Genomic DNA, 17591 nt, shown 5'->3' with positions numbered 1-17591 from the left:
GGTTGGAACGATCCGCGCAGGCTGGCAGTCAGTGCTTATGGTGCCGGCGCTCGCCGCACCGTGACGACCATGAACGAGGAGTCTGACCATGCCAGATCAAACCTGTGCCTGCCCACACTGCAAATGTGTGCTGGGCGTCGATGCGGTAATGAAGGACGGTAAGGGTTATTGCTGCCAGGGCTGTGCCGAGCACCATGCCCACGGTGAACCTTGTGCTTCGGCCACGGGGTGTGAGTGCGCCAAATCGGCGAAAACCTGAAGGCGCCGTAAGTTCGGTGATGGTGGCGAGCAGCCTTGCTCGCCACGCAGGCCTCCAGGCGTTACTGGGTCTCCAGCTCCAACCGCAGGCTATGGTCGGCCAGGCGCTGACGGTCTTTGACCACGGCGCTGGTGCGTCGACCCTCCAGTGCGAATACCACGGTCTGCGCGTCTTGAAGATCTTCAGGTAAAGGCTGGAACACGTCGAGTACCAGCCAATCGGGTGTGTGCTGAAGGCTGACCTGACATTCGGCATGTTTGGCCAGCGGACCGAACAGGGTGTCTTGGGTGTAATCGATCCGCGCCTTGCCGTTGACTCTTTGCGGTAAAACCATGGGGTTATCTCCTTGTTCACGCCTGGGCGCGCGCGTCCGAGCGGCGCCATTGCACATTCTGGATGCCGTATTTCTCAGCCTGGGCCGGGCTGGTTTTTTTCACCTGTTCCCGCGCGAAGCGGCCAATACGGCCGACGCCCGCGTCACAACTGGCCCAATGCCAGGCTTCCAGCATGTCGAGTTTTTCCAGGCGGATAATGAATGACTTGGCTTCGCCATGAAGGGTGTAGTCGATCACAAACAGTTTTGCGTTATTCATGGGGCCATCGTCCCTGGTGGTGTAAGCAAGTGATCCTGGGGCGCGCTAAAAATTCACTCGGACTGTCGAGCGGTGCTGTTTACCATGGCGGCTCATTCGCCACCGACTGACCGACCATGGCCCTGGCCTCGCCCCCCGACCTCACCGATCACGCCGTTCCCGTGCAGCCCTTGGCGCGCACTTACCCCCGCGGCCTGTACATCGAACCGCACCGCCACGATTGGGGCCAGTTGCTCTACGCCATGAGCGGCGTGATGTGGGTGGAAACCCCGCGCGAAGCCCTGGTGGTGCCGCCCCAGCGTGCGGTCTGGCTGCCACCGGGGGTGGAACACGGGATTCGCGTGGTGTCGGATTTGCAGATGCGCAACATCTACCTGCGCCCGGCGTTGGCGGCGACGCTGGATGCCGAGGTACAGGTGATTGAGGTCGCAGGGCTGCTGCGCGAGCTGATCGTCACGCTGGTGGAGCAGGGGGACAGCAGCGATGGCGCCTACTACGACGCGGTGGTGGGCCTGGCCCTGCTGGAACTGCACCGCGCGCGGCGTTCGTCGATCCGCATCGCCATGCCGGTAGACGCCGACCGCCGCCTGATCAACGCGTGCCAGGCGGTTATGGCGGCGCCGTCCCTGGCGATTGCGTTCGAGCAGCATGCCGAAGCGGCGGGTGCCAGTGTGCGTACCCTGGCGAGGTTGTTCCAGACTCACTTGGGTATGGGCTTCGCCGAGTGGCGACGTCAGGTGCAATTGGCCACGGCGGTGGCAGCGCTGATCCAGGGGCAGTCGGTGAGTGGCATCGCCCGCGCGCTGGGCTATTCGCCGAGCAGTTTCAGCGACATGTTCCGGCGCGAGCTGGGAGTGGCGCCGTCGCAGTACTGCAGTTGAAGAGTTGGCCGAAATCCTGAAGCAGTTGGCCGATGCCGGCGCGGCGCGCTGCCTAGACTGGCGCCTTCAACTGACACGGCGTAATCCCCATGGACTATCTGATTTCCCTTGCCATCGGCCTGCTGGTGGGCGTGCTCTACGGCGCCCTGGATTTCCGTTCGCCCGCACCGCCGGCCATCGCCCTGGTGGGCCTGCTGGGCATGCTGCTGGGCGAAAAGCTCTGGCCCATGGGCCGGCATCTGGTCAGCGGCTGGTTGTCCTGAAGCCTTTTCTTCTGCTGGAGAGTGAACATGAACGCATTGCAATTTTCCGCCACCGGCGACCTCGCCGCGCTGCGCCTGGTTGACATCCCCACGCCGGTTCCGGCCGCGGGTGACGTGCTGGTGCAGATCAAAGCCGCCGGCCTCAACCCCAGCGACGTCAAAAACGTGCTCGGGCGGTTCCCCTACACCACACTGCCACGTATCCCTGGCCGCGACTTTGCCGGCGTGGTGGTGCAGGGCCCCCAGGCGCTGCTCGGCCAGGAAGTGTGGGGCACCGGCCGGGACCTTGGGTTCTTTGCCGACGGCTCCCACGCCCAGTATCTGACCGTGTCGGCCCAAGGTGTGGCGCGTAAACCGGCGCAGTTGAGCTTTGCCCAGGCCGCCAGCCTCGGCGTGCCGTACACCACCGCGTGGGATGCGTTGGAGCGCAGCGGTGTCGGCAGCGGCACGCGGTTGCTGGTGATCGGTGCCAATGGCGCCGTGGGCCGCGCGGCCCTGGCCTTGGGGAAGATTCGTGGGGCCCAGGTACTGGCGGCGGTGCGCCGTGCGGATCAAGTCGAGACGTTGCAGGCCGAGGGGTACACCGCGATTGCCCTGGGCGAGCCTGATGCGCTGGGCGCCCAGGTGCATGGGGTGTTCGATGGCGGCGCTGAGGTGATCTTCGACACTACCGGTTTCTGGCTGCCGGCGGCGGTAGCGGGTCTGGCCCCGTTCGGGCGCATCGCGATCATCGCCGCGCCTGCGGACGGTCATGTGCAGCTACCGGCCCTGGCCCTGTATCGCAAGGGCGGCTCGGTGGTGGGCATCAATTCATTGCTCTACAACTGCGAACAATGTGCGGTGATGCTCGCGCAATTCGTGCGCTTCTTCGATGAAGGTACGTTGCCGCTGCCGACGGGCCTGCGCGAGGTGGCGCTGGCCGATGGGGTGGCCTGTTATGACGCGGTGAACCGGGGCAGCGCGGATAAATTCATTCTGCTGCCGTGAGAGGGCCAGGGCGCTTGCCTGCTAGAGCAAGCGCCCCTCGCGCGGGGCCATCCGCTCAGGCGTCTGGCACCCCTTTTTCCCACGCCGACCAGTTGTTCAAAATCGCCTGCACCAGCGGGTTACCGGCGCGGTACAGGTTCTCCAGCGCCGGCACGAAGCCGCCCTGGTCGGCGTACTTGAGCAGGTTATCCACCTCGCTGTAGCCGGGGTAGGGGCGGTCGAAGTCCGAGCCGGCGCGCACTACCGCCAGGCGCTGGATGTCTACCCGGCCCTCGCGGCTGGCGCGCAGCAGGGCTTCGTAGGTGGAGTTGTCTTCCTGCTGGGTGGTGCAGTACTCGCCTTTGTTGTCGGTCAGCAGCTTGGTCCAGACCTCGGCGCGTTCGCTCAGCCGCGTGCCGGAGAACCAGGTGTTGCCGGCCAGGGTGTCACAGCGAGTGACCTGCGGCGGCTGGTTGGCCGGGGCGGCGGGGTAGTGTTTGCGCCAGGCGGCCGACTCTTTGCTTTCACTCAGTTCGACCTTATGGGACAAGGCAAACGCCTTGGCCTGCAACGCCGGGTTTAGCTCGAATACTTCGGTCTTGTAGTCCAGCGGTGGCTTTTCGTTGGGGCCTTTGGTGTTGATACCCAGGTAACCGGTCGGCCAATCCTTGGGTGCATCCCGTGAATCCAACTCCCATTGAGTGCCGAATTCCACCAGGTAATGGGCCCACGCGGCGGTGCCGAGGGTGCCGTGCTTGGGGCTGATACCGGCGATACCGGCGACCAGGAAGTAGCTCTGGCGCAGGTCGAACTGCGGCGACAACGCCAGGGCCAGGGTGGACGCGGCGGCGTTGGTCTGGCCCATGCCGGTGACCAGCAGGCACACGTCCTGGGTGTTGCAGCGGATCACTGGATATTCGGCCGACAGACCCGGCACGCGCACTTCCTGCTTGAGCGCCAGACGGTCGATCCAGGTTTGCGCCTCGGGCGCGAACATGGTGATCAGCATCACTTTGGGCTTGATAGGCGCCTGTGCCAGCGCCACAGGGGCCAGCAAGGCGAGGCCGATGGCGATTGAGAGGCGGTTGAATACATTCATCGAGTGCTCCTTAGATCAGAATTGGTAGCCCACGCCGGCGTAATAACCCCAGCCGTCGGAACGCGCGCGGAAGTTGCCTTCGCCGAAATTCAACTCGCTGCCGTCCTCCCAGTTGCCGCCGTTGTGAAAGTAGCGGCCGACCAGGGTGAAGCGCAGGTGCGTGAACGAATACAGCAGCACGTTGGTCGCCACCAAGGCGTTGGCGGTGCGCGCCGGGTTGTCCTTGTGCAGGTCCGAGCCGAAATCGTAGTTGGTGAAGCCGATGTAGGTCAGCGAGGCGCCGTTGTCGAACTTGCCGATGGGCACGATGTACTTCATCTGCGCGCGGTAGCCGTCCCAGGAATATTCGTTGCTGGCCCCGTAGTTTTCCCACTGGTAGCGCCCGTAGAAGTTGGCCGACAGGTTGACCCGCGAATGGGTCTCGATGTCGGTGCCCAGCCCGCTGTACAGCGTATTGGCGCGGTTTTCCTTGTTGCTGCCGTGGTCGTAGATCCAGTCGAACGCCACGTACCATTCCTTGAACGGGCCGACGGCCAGGCTGCGGCCGGCCAGGTAGTCGATGGAGATTCGCGGTTCGTGCTCCATGAACACCGGCGAGCCATGGTCCCATACGCCTTTGTCATTGCTGTTACCGATGGTGAGGATCTTGGGCACATCGATATAGCCATACAGCTCGAACGGGCCTTTGCGGCCGAAATACTCGTATTCCAGGTAGATGTCATCGGTGGGCTTGGGGCCGAAGCTGATGTCTTTACTGCCGATCAGCGTGAGGTCCTGGTTGAACCAGTCCGACAGGTACACACCTTGTTTCGCCGGGCTGGCTTCGAGGGCCAGGGTTTCGCCCTGTGCTGAGTCATCGGTAGGCTTGGCCTGCGCCAAAATGGGTGCGCTGAGTAGTCCCGTAACGGCGGCCAGTAGTACAGAAACAGCCAAAGGAGCGGGGAGCCGAGAGGTGCGATGCATTGAAAATCCCTGTTCTTGCGCGGTTTGAACCCGATTCTTCGGGCAGCTCGGAACTTGTCTGGCAAGTTCTTAGCGCAAACGTTTGCACAGGCTGTACCAACTTTGGTTAGCGCACTGAAATAACTGGGAAATTCGGTTAATAGTCGACCTGCTGATCAACATTGGCTGGGTGTCATTTTTTGCTGCCGTCGAACAGGTGCACGGCGGTGTCGCGCCGATAGTCGCTCGGGGTTTGCTGCATCTCGATGCGAAAGTGCCGGTTGAAATTGGACAGGTTGGCGTAGCCCACTTCAAAGCAGATATCCGCCACCGACATCTCGCTTTGCAGCAGCAAGCGGCAGGCGCGCTGCACGCGAAATTTGCGCATCAGGTCGATAAAACCATGGCCGGTGTTGCGCTTGAAAAAACGCGAGAACCCCGGCTCGCTCATGTCCAGCTGACGGGCGATCTCCGACAGGCGCACGTCGCCGGTCAGTTCGCGCATGAGGTAGTCGAACGCCTTGTGGATGCGTTCGGCGCTGCGTGCGTCCAGGGTGGGGGCGTAGCAGGGGCTGGCCAGGGTTTGCATCTGATGCGTCGGGGCGTTTTTCAGGGTGTCGAGCAATTGCAGGAACAGGATCAAGCGTTGCAGGCCATGGGCGCGACCGATGTCTTCCATCAGGCACGCGGCCCGCACGGCGGTGTCGCCGCTGAAGGCCAGGCCGCGCCTCGCCTGTTCGAACAAGCGTTGTAAGTCGCCGAGTTCCGGCAGGGTGTTGCGCAAGGCGAGCAGGGCAGCCCCGTCGAATTGCAACACCACGTCGCGGCCGGCCAGGTATTCGCCGGGGGCGAGGTCGCCGATCCAGTCGTGGGGCAAATCGGGCCCGATCAGCGCGACGTGCCCGGCGTTGAACGCACCAATGTAATCGCCCGCCACCAACTTGCCGCTGCCGTGGCGGATCAGGTGGATTTCAAACTCGGGATGATGGTTCCAGCGCGCCAGTTCATAGGGATAGTCGTGTTCGAACCAGCGAAAGCAATGGTCCGGCTCGGGCAGGATCACTTCGCGCTCTGCCGGGCGATGGTCGAACAGGGTGGCGCGGCTGACGGGCATGGGGATGCCTCTTGTTGGAGGGGAATGCCTAAAAATACGCCGCTGGTCACCCGTGCGCTACCCGCGCCTCGGCCCGCCACTGATACTTTTTTGCCTCGGCGCCAAGGGTTAAAAAAGTACCAGAAGGGCATCCGCCATGGGTTTGTGAGGGCGTGACTAAGCTGATGTAATCGGCGCTCAACAACAAAAACAACAGGTGGAAACCGCCATGCTCCCAACCTGCAAAACCACACTTGCCCATGCGTTGTTCGCGCTCAGCGGCCTGGCCCTGGCACTGCCCAGCCAAGCTGCCGACACCGTGACCATCGCCACCGTCAACAACAGCGACATGATCCGTATGCAGCGCTTGTCCAAGGTGTTCGAGCAGCAGCACCCGGACATCAAACTCAATTGGGTGGTGCTCGAAGAGAACGTCTTGCGCCAGCGCCTTACCACCGACATCGCCACCCAGGGCGGGCAGTTCGACGTGCTGACCATTGGCACTTATGAGACACCGTTATGGGGCGCCAAGCACTGGTTGGAGCCGCTCACTCAACTGCCGCCCGACTACGATGTCGACGATATCTTCCCCTCGGTGCGCCAGGGCCTGTCGGTCAATAACACCCTGTACGCCTTGCCGTTCTACGGTGAAAGCACCGTGACCTACTACCGCACCGATCTGTTCCAGCAAGCCGGGCTGAGCATGCCCGCGCACCCTACCTGGAGCCAGCTCGGCGAATTCGCCGCCAAACTCACCGACAAAGCCCAGGGCCAATACGGGATGTGCCTGCGCGGTAAAGCCGGTTGGGGCGAGAACATCGCACTGCTGAGTACCATGGCTAATGCCTTCGGTGCGCGCTGGTTCGACGAGCAATGGACGCCGCAACTGACCAGCCCCGAGTGGACGGCGGCGGCCAATTTCTACGTTGACACCCTCAAGCAGTACGGGCCGCCGGGCGTGTCCAGCAATGGTTTCAATGAAACCCTGGCGCTGTTCAACAGCGGTAAATGCGCCATCTGGGTTGATGCCAGCGTGGCCGGTTCTTTCACCACCGACAAAAGTCAGAGCAAGGTCGCCGACCGCGTAGGTTTCGCGGCGGCGCCCACCGAAGTCACCGACAAAGGCTCTTCCTGGTTATACGCCTGGTCATTGGCGATTCCGGCTACGTCCAAGCACAAGGATGCGGCCAAGGCCTTTATCACCTGGGCTACGTCCAAGGACTACATCCAATGGGTCGCCGATCAAGACGGCATCACCAACGTACCGCCGGGCACCCGCCAGTCCACCTATAGCGCGGCCTATCTGAAAGCTGCACCGTTTGCTCAGGTGACCCTGGCGATGATGCAACACGCCGACCCCGCCCATCCGTCGCTTAAACCGGTGCCGTACGTGGGCATTCAGTACGTGACCATCCCCGAGTTCCAGGCCATCGGTACGTCGGTCGGCAAGCTGTTCTCGGCCGCGTTGACCGGCGGCATGTCGGTCGACCAAGCCTTGCAGCAGGCGCAAACCAGCACCGAACGCGAGATGAAACGCGCCGGCTATTCTAAATAATGATCAGGACATCACCATGAAACGACTCGACGGTAAGAGCGCGCTGGTCACCGGCTCGGCGCGGGGCATTGGCCGCGCGTTTGCCCAGGCCTATATCGCAGAAGGCGCGACGGTCGCTATCGCCGACATCAACCTGCAACAGGCGCGGCAAACCGCGGCCGAACTGGGCCCCCAGGCGTATGCGGTGGGCATGGATGTGACCGAGCAAGCCTCCATCGATGCGGCCATTGGCGCCGTGGTGGCCCACGCCGGCAAGCTGGATATTCTGATCAACAACGCAGCGTTGTTCGACCTGGCGCCCATCGTCGACATCACCCGCGAAAGCTTCGAACGGCTGTTCTCGATCAACGTCGCCGGCACCCTGTTCACCCTGCAGGCGGCTGCGCGGCAGATGATCCGCCAGGGCCACGGCGGCAAAATCATCAACATGGCCAGCCAGGCTGGACGGCGCGGCGAACCGCTGGTGGCGGTGTACTGCGCGACGAAGGCGGCGGTGATCAGCCTGACGCAATCGGCGGGGCTGAACCTGATCCAACACGGCATCAACGTCAACGCCATCGCCCCCGGCGTGGTGGACGGCGAGCACTGGGATGGCGTCGACGCGCTGTTCGCCCGGCATGAGGGCCTGGCGCCGGGCGAGAAGAAAAAACGCGTGGGGGCCGAAGTACCGTTCGGGCGCATGGGCACTGCCGAGGATCTGACCGGCATGGCGATCTTCCTGGCGACCAAGGACGCTGATTACGTGGTGGCCCAGACCTACAACGTCGACGGGGGTAACTGGATGAGCTGAGCCAGCCGGGCAGCCAGGCTACTCGGCAAAACTGCGATCAAAAAAGTACACCGCCCCAGGCTTCAGTTGTTGCAGCGTCGCCTGGGGCCTGCCGCCTTCGCCCGGCTTTTTACGGCCAGTCTCGCGCAGGTAGCCCGCCTCGGTCAGCTTCAACAAACGCTGACGAATACTGGTCTTGAGCACCGGTCTGCCCAGTACCACGGAAAAGATCGCCGTCGCTTGCGGCGCGCTGAATTCGTGCCCGAGGAACATCAACGGCAAGCTGCTGTATAGCGACTTGGACAACAACCGCTCCAGCACGGCTGCGACGATCAGGTTGTGATCGAATGGCAGCCGGATCCTGCCGTCCGCCACGGCATTGAGTGAAAACCAGCCCTGACGCTCACCCAGGCTGACCTCACCCGCCACGATTGCCAGGTAATACGTCGACGACGACCAGCAGCGCGGGTCGCGAAACGCATCGCCCACCGTGCCGACCTGTTCGCACCAGGCCAGTTCCAGGCCGACCTTGTCACTGGCGCGCAATCGCTCCACGGCATCTTTGAGGCTCAGATCTTGCACGTCGCCATTGACCACCACCCCCGGAAGCGCCCAGTGCTCGGCGAACGGTTCGGCTTCGCGCTGATTCAGCAGCAGTTTGATCTCTCCCGACTCGCGGCAATAAAACAGCACGCACAGGTCGACGGTGTGGAGGTAGGGGCTGAGTGACATGGGGCATCCTTCTAAACAGCGGTGGGGCACAGTCTAACGGATCGAAAAAATATGTCATGTACTTGCACCGATACTTATTGATAAATGTTTCTTGCAATGAAAGTACATGACGTGTACTTTTGTTTCCAGGCCACAGGAGAACCGCCATGACCCTTTCCAAAACTGCCATTGCTTCATTCGACGTCGATGCCCAGAAGAGCTTTACGCCCCTGTGCCCCAACGAGTTGCCCGTGGCCGGCGGTGATCAGATCGGTGCCGAGCTGAACTACATGGCCAGCCTGGTCGGCCATCGTATCGGCAGCAAAGATGCGCACACCCCTAACGCTCCGTGGGTGGTCCAGCAGCAGAGCGACATGATGCAAGCCACCGGCCTGGAGCACGCCGACCTCACCTGGGTCAGCCACTGCGTGCCGGGCACCGAAGGCTTTACCTTGCTCGACGAACTGCCCACCCCGTATGACTACGATTACTTCGTCTGGAAAGGCGTCGAACCCGACCTGCATCCCTACGGCGCCTGTTACCACGACCTGCACGACAAGCTGTCCACTGGTGTCATCGAATATTTGAAAGCCCACGGCGTGGCCCGTGTGATCGTCGGCGGCCTGGCCCTGGATTTCTGCGTCAAGACCACCGCCTTGCAACTGCTCAAGGCCGGCCTGGAAGTGGTCCTGCACCTGCCGGCGTGCCGTGGGATCAGCGAGGAGGGCGGTGTGCAGGCCGTCAATGAGTTGCTCAAGGCGGGGGCCGTTATCAGCCGCACCCGCGAAGAACTGGCCGCGATGGCCACGCGTTAAGGAGAGACACCATGGAAAGTGCATACGACTACGAATCCCCGGTGATTCAGGGCTTGCTCGACACCGACTACTACACCTTCACCATGATGCAAGCGGTGTTGCACCAGCACCCCAACGTGGATGTCGAATACAACTTCATCGTGCGTTCCAAGGAAAAGCTCGGCCACTTGATCCCCGAACTGCGCGCCGAGCTGGAAAAACTCGCTGGCCTGCAAATGCGCGAAGGCGAGCTGCGCTTTTTGTTCAACCCGCGTTTTCGCGAATACCTTACACCCGACTACGAGCGCTTCCTCGGTCTGTTCCGCTTCAACCTACGCTATATCCATGTGAGTGAAGCGGACGGCCAGCTCAACATCCGCGTGATCGGCCCGATGCTGCACTGCATCATGTTCGAGCAACCGGTGCTGGCCCTGGTCAGCGAACTGCGCAACCGCGATAAATACCCCGACGTGACTCTGGAAGACGTCACCCGCAAGCTCTATCAGAAATTCGACTGGCTGGAAAAAAACCTCAGCCGCGAGGAACTCGCCGACCTGCGGGTGTCCGATTTTTCCACCCGTCGGCGCCTGTCGTTCAAGGCCCAACGCGAAGTGGTAGACATCATGCGCCGCGATTTCCCCGGCCAGTTTGTCGGCACCAGCAACGCCCACCTGGCCTACGAGTTTGACCTGCCGCTGATCGGCACCATGGCCCACCAATGGCTGATGGTGCACCAGCAACTGGGGCGCCTGCGCGAAAGTCAGAACGCCGCGCTGGAAAATTGGGTACGTGAATATCGCGGCCGCCTCGGCATTGCCTTGACCGACTGCATCAGCACCGATTTTTTCCTCAAGGATTTCGACCTGTACTTCGCCAAGCTCTACGACGGCCTGCGCCAGGACTCCGGTGATCCCATCGTGTGGGCCGATAAAGTGCTGGCCAGATACAAGGAACTTGGCATCGACCCCATGACCAAAGACCTTATGTTTTCCGATGGGCTGAACTTCGAAAAATGCCTGCCGATCCTGCGCCACATTCGCGGCAAGGCCCGCTTCGGTTTCGGCATGGGCACCAGCCTGGCCTGCGATGTGGACGGCGTGGAGCCGCTGAGCATTGTGATGAAACTGGTGCGGGTCCACGGCGAACCGGTGGTGAAGTTTTCCGATGACCCGGTGAAAAACGTCTGCGAAGACGCCTCGTTTTTGCAGTACGCCGCGCAAGTCTTCAACGTTGGCAAAGTGGAGGTGTGACATGCAAACCCAGGACCGCATCGCTCAGGAACTGAACATCAACCGCGCGCTGGTCAAGGGCGGTGAGCCCCAGGAAATCCAACGTCGCATCGATTTCATCACACACACATTGCGCCAGTCCGGCTGCACAGCGCTGGTGCTGGGCATCAGCGGTGGCGTCGACTCGCTGGTGGCAGGCCGCTTGTGTCAGCTGGCCGCCGAACAACTGCGTGACGATGGTTATCCCGCGCGGTTTATCGCCATGCGCCTGCCTTACAAGAGCCAGGCCGATGAGCACGATGCTCAGGCCTCCCTGGACTTCATCAAGCCGGACCAGATCGACACCCTGAATATCGCCGCCAGTGTCGACGGCTTGATGGCCAGCCTGGCGGCCAGCGAAGCCAGCGCTGCGCAGGTGGATTTCATCAAAGGCAACGTCAAGGCCCGTGCCCGCATGATCGCGCAGTACGCCGTGGCCAACCTGCACAACGGCCTGGTGGTGGGTACTGACCATGCCGCCGAAGCGCTGATGGGCTTCTTCACCAAGTTCGGCGACGGCGCTTGTGACCTGGCGCCGCTGTCCGGCCTGACCAAGACCCAGGTACGCCTGCTCGGCACCGCACTGGGCGCCCCGGCCAACCTGGTCAAAAAAGCCCCCACCGCCGACCTCGAAGAACTGGCGCCGGGAAAACTGGACGAAGTCGCTTACGGCTGCACCTATGACGATATCGATGCCTACCTGATGGGCGAACCCGTCAGTGAGCAGGTACGCACGATAGTGGAAAGCGCCTACCGCAAGACCGCACACAAACGCGCGCTGCCCATCGTCCCCCTCTAACCTCGTACCCTGTCCGGGACGAGTGGGCTTGCTTATGGTGAACAGGCTCGCAGGTGGTGAGCGAGCCCGCTCCCACAGTTAAACTCCTCTGGGCCACCACCCGGCAACCGGTGCATCTGGCCCCAATAGCCATAGATCTCTACACACGTTTCAAAGGCTGAAATAACTCTGTGGTGAGCGGGCTTGCCCCGCGCTGGGCCGCGAAGCGGCCCCATTCCAGGCGATGTGGTTTAGCTGACACACCGAGGTGCCTGGGTTTGGGGCTGCTTCGCAGCCCAGCGCGGGGCAAGCCCGCTCACCACAGCAATCCCCCTCCCAGAGTTAGATTCCTCTGGCCACCCCCCAGGCAACTCGGTGCATTTGGCCCCAATAGCCATAGATCGCTACACAAGTTTTAAGGCTGAAATAACTCTGTGGTGAGCGGGCTTGCCCCGCGCTGGGCCGCGAAGCGGCCCCATTCCAGGCGATGTGGTTTAGCTGACACACCGAGGTGCCTGGGTTTGGGGCTGCTTCGCAACCCAGCGCGGGGCAAGCCCGCTCACCACAGCAAGCCCCCTCCCAGAGTTAGATTCCTCTGGCCACCCCCCGGCAACTCGGTGCATTTGGCCCCGATAGCCATAGATATCTACACAAGTTTTAAGGCTGAAATAACTCTGTGGTGAGCCCCTCCCAGAGTTAAATTCCTCTGGGCCACCACCCGGCAACTCGGCGCATCTGGCCTCAATAGCCATAGATCTCTACACACGTTTCAAAGGCTGAAATAACTCTGTGGTGAGCGGGCTTGCCCCGCGCTGGGCCGCGAAGCGGCCCCATTCCAGGCGATGTGGTTTAGCTGACACACCGAGGTGCCTGGGTTTGGGGCTGCTTCGCAGCCCAGCGCGGGGCAAGCCCGCTCACCACAGCAAGCCCTCTCCCAGAGTTAAATTCCTCTGGGCTACCACCCGGCAACTCGGGGCATTTGGCCCCAATAGCCATAGATCTTTACACACGTTTCAAAGGCTGAAATAACTCTGTGGTGAGCGGGCTTGCCCCGCGCTCTACCGCTCAATCGACCGACTCCACCGCGCATTCCACTCCGGCCGCGCCTGGTTCACCTGGTCCCAATCAATCGAAATCGCTGTCTGCAAATAACCCTGCATCGCCTCCACCCGCGCGCGGGTTTTGTCGGTGGTCGGCGTGGTCGGGTTCGAGGGGATTTGGTCACCTTCCTCCAGCGCCGGCGCCTGGGCTTCGGCGCTCAGCAGGTAGGCCGCGAGTTTCTGCGCCAGCTCCGGCTGGTCGTTGCGGGCGATTACGCATTCGGCGACGTTGAGCACGACCGCGCCTTCCTTGGGTTGCGCATATTCCATCGGTACGCCGAGCAGTTTCTGGGTAGCGACCTGGGTTGGGGTGAGGGGGAAGATCGCGGCTTCGTCGGTCTGCACCATCTCGGAGATTTTCGCCGAGCTGGCGATGTATTCCAGTACGTTGGGGCCGACGGTTTTCGGCCAGGCCTTGAAGCCGGGGTCCACGTTGGTCTCATCGCCGCCCTGCAAACGGTTGAACATCAAGAAACCGTGCAGGCCGAAGGTGGAGGAGGCCAGGGACTGGAACACCACTTTGTCCTTGAAGCGTGGGTCGGCCAGGTCCATCCACGACGTCGGGGCGGCCCAGCCTTTTTCCTTGAACAGCCTGGCGTTGTAGCCCAGGCCGGTGACGCCCAGGGTCACGGCCACCGCTTGGTCCTTGATTTTCGCCTTGGCCGGGATTTGCTCCAGGGTCGGGCTGGGCGTGAGTTTGTCGCACAGGCCCATGGAAATGGCGCGGTACATGATGCCGTCGTCGAGGAACATCACGTGCATCTGCGGGTTGTTTTTATTGGCCTGGACCTTGGCGAGAATGTCCGACGAGGTGCCGGGTACGATCACCACTTTGACGTTGTTGGCCTTCTCGAACGCGGGCAGTACTTTATCGGCATACACCCGTTCCATGGTGCCGCCGTTCATGCCCAGATACAGGGTCGGCGCGGCATGGGCACCGGCGGCGAACAGGGCGAGGGTCAAGCAGGACAGTGCATTACGTGGGTTCATGGTTTTTCCTCTCAGGCTTGGAATCGACGGATGGAAAACGCTTCGATGGGCTGACGGCTGGCGCCTGAGCAGACGATCTCTGCCAGGGCTTCACCGACGGCGGGGCCGAGCTGGAACCCGGCGCCGGCAAAGCCGAAACCGTGGAGCAGACCCGGTGTGGTGCTGCTGGGACCGATCACCGGTTCATGATCGGGCAAGTAACCTTCGGTGCCGCTCCAGGTGCGAATCGCCTGGGCGCCCTGGAGAAACGGATACAGCTCGGCGGCATTGCGCAGAATCTCCAGCACTGCCGCTTGCCCAGGGCGTGCCTGACGCGGCCCGAGGGCAAAACCACGCCCGCCACCCAGGATGCAATTGCCTCGCGCCACCTGGCGCGCATAGATCCCGCCGCCTTCGACGCCGGTGCTCACGTCCATCACTATCGGCAGCGGCTCGGTCACCAGCATCGCCGGGTGCGCCGAGGTGATCGGCACCGGTTCACCGAACTGTGCGGCCACGCTGCCGGCCCAGGCACCGGCACAGTTCAACAGCCATGGCGCGTGCAAGTGCAGGCCATTGGCACAGTGCACTTGGAACACGCGGCCATCGTGCTCGATGCGTACCACTTCGGCCTGTTCGTGCACGACCGCACCGTGACGCTGCGCCGCGCGGGCAAAGGCCGGTGACACCAGGCGCGGGTTGGCATGCCCGTCTTCCGGGCACAGCGAGGCGCCGACCGCCACGTCGCCCACCCACGGAAAACGCGCGCGCAGTTCGGCGCGATCCAGCAGTTGCAGGCCCAGATCAAACTCGCGGGTGCGCTCGGCGTAGGCGTGCAGCGCGGCGAAATCGGCGGCGCTGCGGGCTAATTTCAGATGCCCGCAGCGCACGTATTCGCCGTCGATGCCGATCAAACTCGGTAACTCGCCCCATAACTGATGGGCGCGCTGCGACAGTGGCAATTGATGCAGGGGCCGACCCTGGCGGCGCACGCCGCCGTAATTGACGCCGCTGGAATGGGAGCCGCAAAAGTCACGCTCCACCAGCGTCACGCGCTGGCCTTTTTGGGCGAGCATCAACGCCGCCGACGCGCCAACAATACCGCCCCCCAGTACGATCACGTCGCTCATGGCTGCGCCTGCACGCCAAACGGCAGCGGCTTGATCGGGGCTTGACCACGTAGGCGACCGACGTCCTCCACGCTGCGGCCGCTGCGCTCAGCGACAATCTCCGCTGCCGCCAACCCACACAACCGGCCCTGGCAGCGCCCCATGCCGACGCGGCAGTGGGCTTTGACCCGGTTGATTTCCCAGTGACCGTCGTCCACCACCGCGCGGATATCGCCGGCGCTGACTTCTTCGCAGCGACACACGGTCAGATTGTCCGGCGCTTGTGCCGCCCACTTTTCTGGAAAGGGAAACGCGGTCTCCAGGCCCAGGCGAAAGCGCTGGATGCGCGCCAATTGCTGTTCCAGCACGGCGGGCCTGTGCCGATCAATGGCGATGCCGACGTCTTCCAGTAGCGCCAGCGCCGCGCGTTCGCCGGCCATTTGCGCAGCGTCCGCGCCCATGATTGCGGCGCCGTCACCTGCCAGGTACACGCCGTTTACGCTGCTGCGTCCGGCGCTGTCGCGGGTGGGCAGCCAGGCGCGGTTCAAAGGGTTCCAGGCAAATGCACAACCGAGCAGATCGGCCAGTTGGGTTTCGCTGCGCAGGGCATGGGCGAAGGCGACGGCGTCGCAGGCGAGGGTGTGGGCGCCCCAACGAATGCCGCTGACCCGTTGCACACCGTCGATCTGCGCCAGCGTCGCGCCCTGATGCACGGGCACCCCGTGGGCCGTCAGCCAGGCGCGGTAGTACATGCCCTTGGCCAGCGTCGCCGGTTGCCCAAGCAGGGCCGGCAGCGCGCGGCACTGGGCGCTGAACGGGGCGCTGTCGAGCACCGCTACCACCGTCGCGCCGGCCTTGGCGTATTGGTACGCCACCAAATACAACAAAGGCCCGCTGCCACACAGCGCCACCTGCTCACCGATGGCGCAGCCCTGATACTTCAAGGCGATCTGCGCTGCGCCCAGGCTGTAGACACCGGGCAAGGTCCAACCGGGCACCGGCAGGATACGGTCGGTGGCACCGGTGGCGACGATCAGCCGCGAATACTCGACGCTGTCGGCGCGGTTATCCGTGAGCAGGTCCAGGCGCTGGTCCTCGGCATTCCACACCAGGGTGCGTGGCCGATAGTCGATCAAGGGGGCCAGCTCATCCAGGGTGCGATGCACGGCCTGGGCCTTGCCCGCTTCGAAGCCATAGAGCTGCTGGGCGGTGCGCTGGAAGCCTTCGGGTTGGCGCCGATAAATCTGCCCGCCGCCGCGCAGACCTTCGTCCACCAGGCAGGCGCGGATGCCGTAATCGAGCAGGGTGCGCGCCGCGCTGATGCCCGCCGGGCCTGCGCCCACAATCACCACAGGCTTCATGCTGTACGCCCCGGATCGCGGCGGATCGCCTGGCCTTCTTCCAGCAGGGTCGAACAGGCCCGCACGCGCCGGCCGTCCTCCAGCCGCACCCAGCAATCCTGGCAGGCGCCCATCAGGCAAAACCCGGCGCGGCGTTCGGCGCTGAAGTCGCTGCCGCGCAGGTGTTCGCTGCAGGTCAGCACGGCGGTCAGCAGGGTGTCGCCGAGCAAGGCGCTGGCCGGCTGACCGTCGAGGGTAAACGCGACCACAGGGCGCGCGGTGTCGGCCAAGCGTTTGAACAAGCCCATCAATGTTTCCCCACCAGTACGCGGTCCAGGCCGTAGACCCGGTCCAGCAGAATCATGGTCGCTGCCGTCAGCGCGATCACCAGCGCCGACACCGCCGCCATCATCGGATCGATGGATTCGGTGGCGTACACGTACATGCGCACCGGCAGGGTTTGGGTCGCCGGCGAGCTGACGAAAATCGACAAAGTCACTTCATCGAAACTGTTGATAAACGCCAGCAGCCAGCCGCCGGCCACGCCGGGCAGGATCATCGGCAGGGTGATCTGGCGAAACAGCGTAAAGCGGCCGGCCCCCAAGGATTCGGCGGCCTGCTCGGCGCTGCGGTCGATGCCGATGGCCGCCGCCAGCACCAGGCGCAGCACGTACGGGGTGATGATCACGACGTGGGCGAGCATCAGCCAAGTGAAGCTGCCGTTCACCCCCATCAGGGCGAACAGGCGCAGCATCGCTACCCCCAGCACTAGGTGCGGAATGATGATCGGCGACAGGAACAAGGCGCTGAAAAAGTCGCGCCCCGGAAACGAGTAGCGACTGATCGCCAACGCCGCCGGCACTGCGATCAGCGTGGCCAGGGTCGCGGCGCTGAACGCCAGGATCAGGCTGTTGTAGAACGCCTGGATAAAGTCGGCACGCTCGAACACCGCGCGGAACCAGCGCAGGGAGAACCCCTGGGTCGGCAGACTCAAGGTGTTCTCCGGGGTAAACGCCACCAGGCATACCACCACCAGCGGCGCCATCATGAACAGCACCACCAAGCCATGGAAGCCGAGGGCCAAAGGACCGTTTCTGGACAT

Annotated in this window: 20 protein-coding genes; 9 read left to right on the top strand and 11 right to left on the bottom strand. The window is 62.9% G+C overall.

Annotated elements, in window-relative coordinates; all coding sequences use genetic code 11:
• The first annotated feature begins 88 nt into the window (after window positions 1-88).
• Window positions 89-259: a metallothionein gene (locus K1567_RS05130; protein ID WP_080758716.1), complete on the top strand. Its 171-nt coding sequence runs from the start codon at window positions 89-91 to the stop codon at window positions 257-259.
• A gap of 61 nt (window positions 260-320) precedes the next feature.
• On the opposite strand, the gene K1567_RS05125 is transcribed toward K1567_RS05130, so the two are convergent.
• The gene (locus K1567_RS05125) at window positions 321-593 is read right to left on the bottom strand and encodes a hypothetical protein (RefSeq protein ID WP_034113054.1); all 273 of its coding nucleotides are present in this window, start codon (window positions 591-593) and stop codon (window positions 321-323) included.
• A 16-nt stretch (window positions 594-609) separates the two neighbouring features.
• Entirely contained in the window at window positions 610-852 is a 243-nt protein-coding gene (locus tag K1567_RS05120) for a DUF6555 family protein (protein ID WP_034113055.1), read from the bottom strand.
• Window positions 853-968: 116 nt separating this feature from the next.
• Here K1567_RS05120 and K1567_RS05115 point away from each other — a divergent pair, with 116 nt between their 5' ends.
• From K1567_RS05115 to K1567_RS05105, 3 genes are all read left to right on the top strand, one after another.
• Window positions 969-1733 (top strand): helix-turn-helix transcriptional regulator, encoded by a 765-nt coding sequence (locus tag K1567_RS05115; RefSeq protein ID WP_094066887.1) that lies wholly within the window; start codon window positions 969-971, stop codon window positions 1731-1733.
• An 89-nt stretch (window positions 1734-1822) separates the two neighbouring features.
• Window positions 1823-1996 carry a DUF1427 family protein gene (locus K1567_RS05110; protein WP_080758717.1) on the top strand — a complete coding sequence of 58 codons (174 nt, stop codon included), beginning with the start codon at window positions 1823-1825 and terminating at the stop codon, window positions 1994-1996.
• A gap of 27 nt (window positions 1997-2023) precedes the next feature.
• Window positions 2024-2983, top strand: a complete 960-nt coding sequence (locus K1567_RS05105) for a zinc-binding alcohol dehydrogenase family protein (protein ID WP_220698215.1) — start codon at window positions 2024-2026, stop codon at window positions 2981-2983.
• 55 nt (window positions 2984-3038) lie between these two features.
• Here K1567_RS05105 and K1567_RS05100 read toward each other — a convergent pair whose 3' ends face one another.
• From K1567_RS05100 to K1567_RS05090, 3 genes are all read right to left on the bottom strand, one after another.
• Window positions 3039-4061 carry a purine nucleoside permease gene (locus tag K1567_RS05100; RefSeq protein WP_047882905.1) on the bottom strand — a complete coding sequence of 341 codons (1023 nt, stop codon included), beginning with the start codon at window positions 4059-4061 and terminating at the stop codon, window positions 3039-3041.
• A gap of 15 nt (window positions 4062-4076) precedes the next feature.
• On the bottom strand, window positions 4077-5024 hold the full coding sequence (locus K1567_RS05095; protein WP_220698214.1) for a nucleoside-specific channel-forming protein Tsx: 948 nt from the start codon (window positions 5022-5024) through the stop codon (window positions 4077-4079).
• Between the two features lie 172 nt (window positions 5025-5196).
• On the bottom strand, window positions 5197-6117 hold the full coding sequence (locus tag K1567_RS05090; RefSeq protein WP_220698213.1) for an AraC family transcriptional regulator: 921 nt from the start codon (window positions 6115-6117) through the stop codon (window positions 5197-5199).
• Between the two features lie 208 nt (window positions 6118-6325).
• On the opposite strand from K1567_RS05090, the gene K1567_RS05085 reads away from it, so the two are divergent.
• The gene (locus K1567_RS05085; protein WP_220698212.1) at window positions 6326-7651 is read left to right on the top strand and encodes a sugar ABC transporter substrate-binding protein; all 1326 of its coding nucleotides are present in this window, start codon (window positions 6326-6328) and stop codon (window positions 7649-7651) included.
• A gap of 16 nt (window positions 7652-7667) precedes the next feature.
• Window positions 7668-8441, top strand: coding sequence for an L-iditol 2-dehydrogenase (locus tag K1567_RS05080; RefSeq protein WP_220698211.1), 774 nt, complete (start codon window positions 7668-7670; stop codon window positions 8439-8441).
• Window positions 8442-8459: 18 nt separating this feature from the next.
• Here the strand turns inward: K1567_RS05080 and K1567_RS05075 are convergent, their stop codons facing one another.
• Window positions 8460-9152 carry an NUDIX hydrolase gene (locus K1567_RS05075; protein ID WP_034096950.1) on the bottom strand — a complete coding sequence of 231 codons (693 nt, stop codon included), beginning with the start codon at window positions 9150-9152 and terminating at the stop codon, window positions 8460-8462.
• 146 nt (window positions 9153-9298) lie between these two features.
• Here K1567_RS05075 and K1567_RS05070 point away from each other — a divergent pair, with 146 nt between their 5' ends.
• Genes K1567_RS05070 through nadE form a run of 3 tightly spaced genes read left to right on the top strand, consistent with a single transcriptional unit; the run spans window position 9299 to window position 11992 of the window.
• On the top strand, window positions 9299-9946 hold the full coding sequence (locus K1567_RS05070; protein WP_034096951.1) for a nicotinamidase: 648 nt from the start codon (window positions 9299-9301) through the stop codon (window positions 9944-9946).
• Window positions 9947-9957: 11 nt separating this feature from the next.
• The gene (gene pncB / locus K1567_RS05065; protein ID WP_047882908.1) at window positions 9958-11175 is read left to right on the top strand and encodes a nicotinate phosphoribosyltransferase; all 1218 of its coding nucleotides are present in this window, start codon (window positions 9958-9960) and stop codon (window positions 11173-11175) included.
• 1 nt (window position 11176) lies between these two features.
• Window positions 11177-11992, top strand: a complete 816-nt coding sequence (gene nadE, locus K1567_RS05060) for an ammonia-dependent NAD(+) synthetase (protein ID WP_034113073.1) — start codon at window positions 11177-11179, stop codon at window positions 11990-11992.
• Between the two features lie 1037 nt (window positions 11993-13029).
• Here the strand turns inward: nadE and K1567_RS05055 are convergent.
• The 5 genes from K1567_RS05055 to K1567_RS05035 are packed head-to-tail and all read right to left on the bottom strand — an operon-like array spanning window position 13030 to window position 17591.
• On the bottom strand, window positions 13030-14061 hold the full coding sequence (locus K1567_RS05055) for an ABC transporter substrate-binding protein (RefSeq protein ID WP_034096954.1): 1032 nt from the start codon (window positions 14059-14061) through the stop codon (window positions 13030-13032).
• Between the two features lie 11 nt (window positions 14062-14072).
• The gene (locus tag K1567_RS05050; protein ID WP_220698210.1) at window positions 14073-15170 is read right to left on the bottom strand and encodes an FAD-binding oxidoreductase; all 1098 of its coding nucleotides are present in this window, start codon (window positions 15168-15170) and stop codon (window positions 14073-14075) included.
• Window positions 15167-16510, bottom strand: a complete 1344-nt coding sequence (locus K1567_RS05045) for an NAD(P)/FAD-dependent oxidoreductase (protein ID WP_220698209.1) — start codon at window positions 16508-16510, stop codon at window positions 15167-15169. Before K1567_RS05045 ends, K1567_RS05050 begins: the two co-directional genes overlap by 4 nt.
• The gene (locus K1567_RS05040; RefSeq protein WP_040268003.1) at window positions 16507-16797 is read right to left on the bottom strand and encodes a (2Fe-2S)-binding protein; all 291 of its coding nucleotides are present in this window, start codon (window positions 16795-16797) and stop codon (window positions 16507-16509) included. Before K1567_RS05040 ends, K1567_RS05045 begins: the two co-directional genes overlap by 4 nt.
• Window positions 16797-17591: an ABC transporter permease gene (locus K1567_RS05035; RefSeq protein WP_034137844.1), complete on the bottom strand. Its 795-nt coding sequence runs from the start codon at window positions 17589-17591 to the stop codon at window positions 16797-16799. The genes K1567_RS05040 and K1567_RS05035 overlap by 1 nt, the downstream gene beginning before the upstream one ends.

Origin of the sequence: Pseudomonas sp. S5F11 (assembly GCF_019641515.1) — a bacterium.
GTDB lineage: Bacteria > Pseudomonadota > Gammaproteobacteria > Pseudomonadales > Pseudomonadaceae > Aquipseudomonas > Aquipseudomonas rhodesiae.
This window is presented reverse-complemented; position numbering and strand designations above follow the sequence as displayed.

Excerpts from the sequence above, each read along its gene's own strand:
- K1567_RS05130 (WP_080758716.1), top strand. The coding sequence starts at position 89 with ATGCCAGATCAAACCTGTGCCTGCCCACACTGCAAATGTGTGCTGGGC.
- K1567_RS05125 (WP_034113054.1), bottom strand. The coding sequence starts at position 593 with ATGGTTTTACCGCAAAGAGTCAACGGCAAGGCGCGGATCGATTACACC.
- K1567_RS05120 (WP_034113055.1), bottom strand. The coding sequence starts at position 852 with ATGAATAACGCAAAACTGTTTGTGATCGACTACACCCTTCATGGCGAA.
- K1567_RS05115 (WP_094066887.1), top strand. The coding sequence starts at position 969 with ATGGCCCTGGCCTCGCCCCCCGACCTCACCGATCACGCCGTTCCCGTG.
- K1567_RS05110 (WP_080758717.1), top strand. The coding sequence starts at position 1,823 with ATGGACTATCTGATTTCCCTTGCCATCGGCCTGCTGGTGGGCGTGCTC.
- K1567_RS05105 (WP_220698215.1), top strand. The coding sequence starts at position 2,024 with ATGAACGCATTGCAATTTTCCGCCACCGGCGACCTCGCCGCGCTGCGC.
- K1567_RS05100 (WP_047882905.1), bottom strand. The coding sequence starts at position 4,061 with ATGAATGTATTCAACCGCCTCTCAATCGCCATCGGCCTCGCCTTGCTG.
- K1567_RS05095 (WP_220698214.1), bottom strand. The coding sequence starts at position 5,024 with ATGCATCGCACCTCTCGGCTCCCCGCTCCTTTGGCTGTTTCTGTACTA.
- K1567_RS05090 (WP_220698213.1), bottom strand. The coding sequence starts at position 6,117 with ATGCCCGTCAGCCGCGCCACCCTGTTCGACCATCGCCCGGCAGAGCGC.
- K1567_RS05085 (WP_220698212.1), top strand. The coding sequence starts at position 6,326 with ATGCTCCCAACCTGCAAAACCACACTTGCCCATGCGTTGTTCGCGCTC.
- K1567_RS05080 (WP_220698211.1), top strand. The coding sequence starts at position 7,668 with ATGAAACGACTCGACGGTAAGAGCGCGCTGGTCACCGGCTCGGCGCGG.
- K1567_RS05075 (WP_034096950.1), bottom strand. The coding sequence starts at position 9,152 with ATGTCACTCAGCCCCTACCTCCACACCGTCGACCTGTGCGTGCTGTTT.
- K1567_RS05070 (WP_034096951.1), top strand. The coding sequence starts at position 9,299 with ATGACCCTTTCCAAAACTGCCATTGCTTCATTCGACGTCGATGCCCAG.
- pncB (WP_047882908.1), top strand. The coding sequence starts at position 9,958 with ATGGAAAGTGCATACGACTACGAATCCCCGGTGATTCAGGGCTTGCTC.
- nadE (WP_034113073.1), top strand. The coding sequence starts at position 11,177 with ATGCAAACCCAGGACCGCATCGCTCAGGAACTGAACATCAACCGCGCG.
- K1567_RS05055 (WP_034096954.1), bottom strand. The coding sequence starts at position 14,061 with ATGAACCCACGTAATGCACTGTCCTGCTTGACCCTCGCCCTGTTCGCC.
- K1567_RS05050 (WP_220698210.1), bottom strand. The coding sequence starts at position 15,170 with ATGAGCGACGTGATCGTACTGGGGGGCGGTATTGTTGGCGCGTCGGCG.
- K1567_RS05045 (WP_220698209.1), bottom strand. The coding sequence starts at position 16,510 with ATGAAGCCTGTGGTGATTGTGGGCGCAGGCCCGGCGGGCATCAGCGCG.
- K1567_RS05040 (WP_040268003.1), bottom strand. The coding sequence starts at position 16,797 with ATGGGCTTGTTCAAACGCTTGGCCGACACCGCGCGCCCTGTGGTCGCG.
- K1567_RS05035 (WP_034137844.1), bottom strand. The coding sequence starts at position 17,591 with ATGTCCAGAAACGGTCCTTTGGCCCTCGGCTTCCATGGCTTGGTGGTG.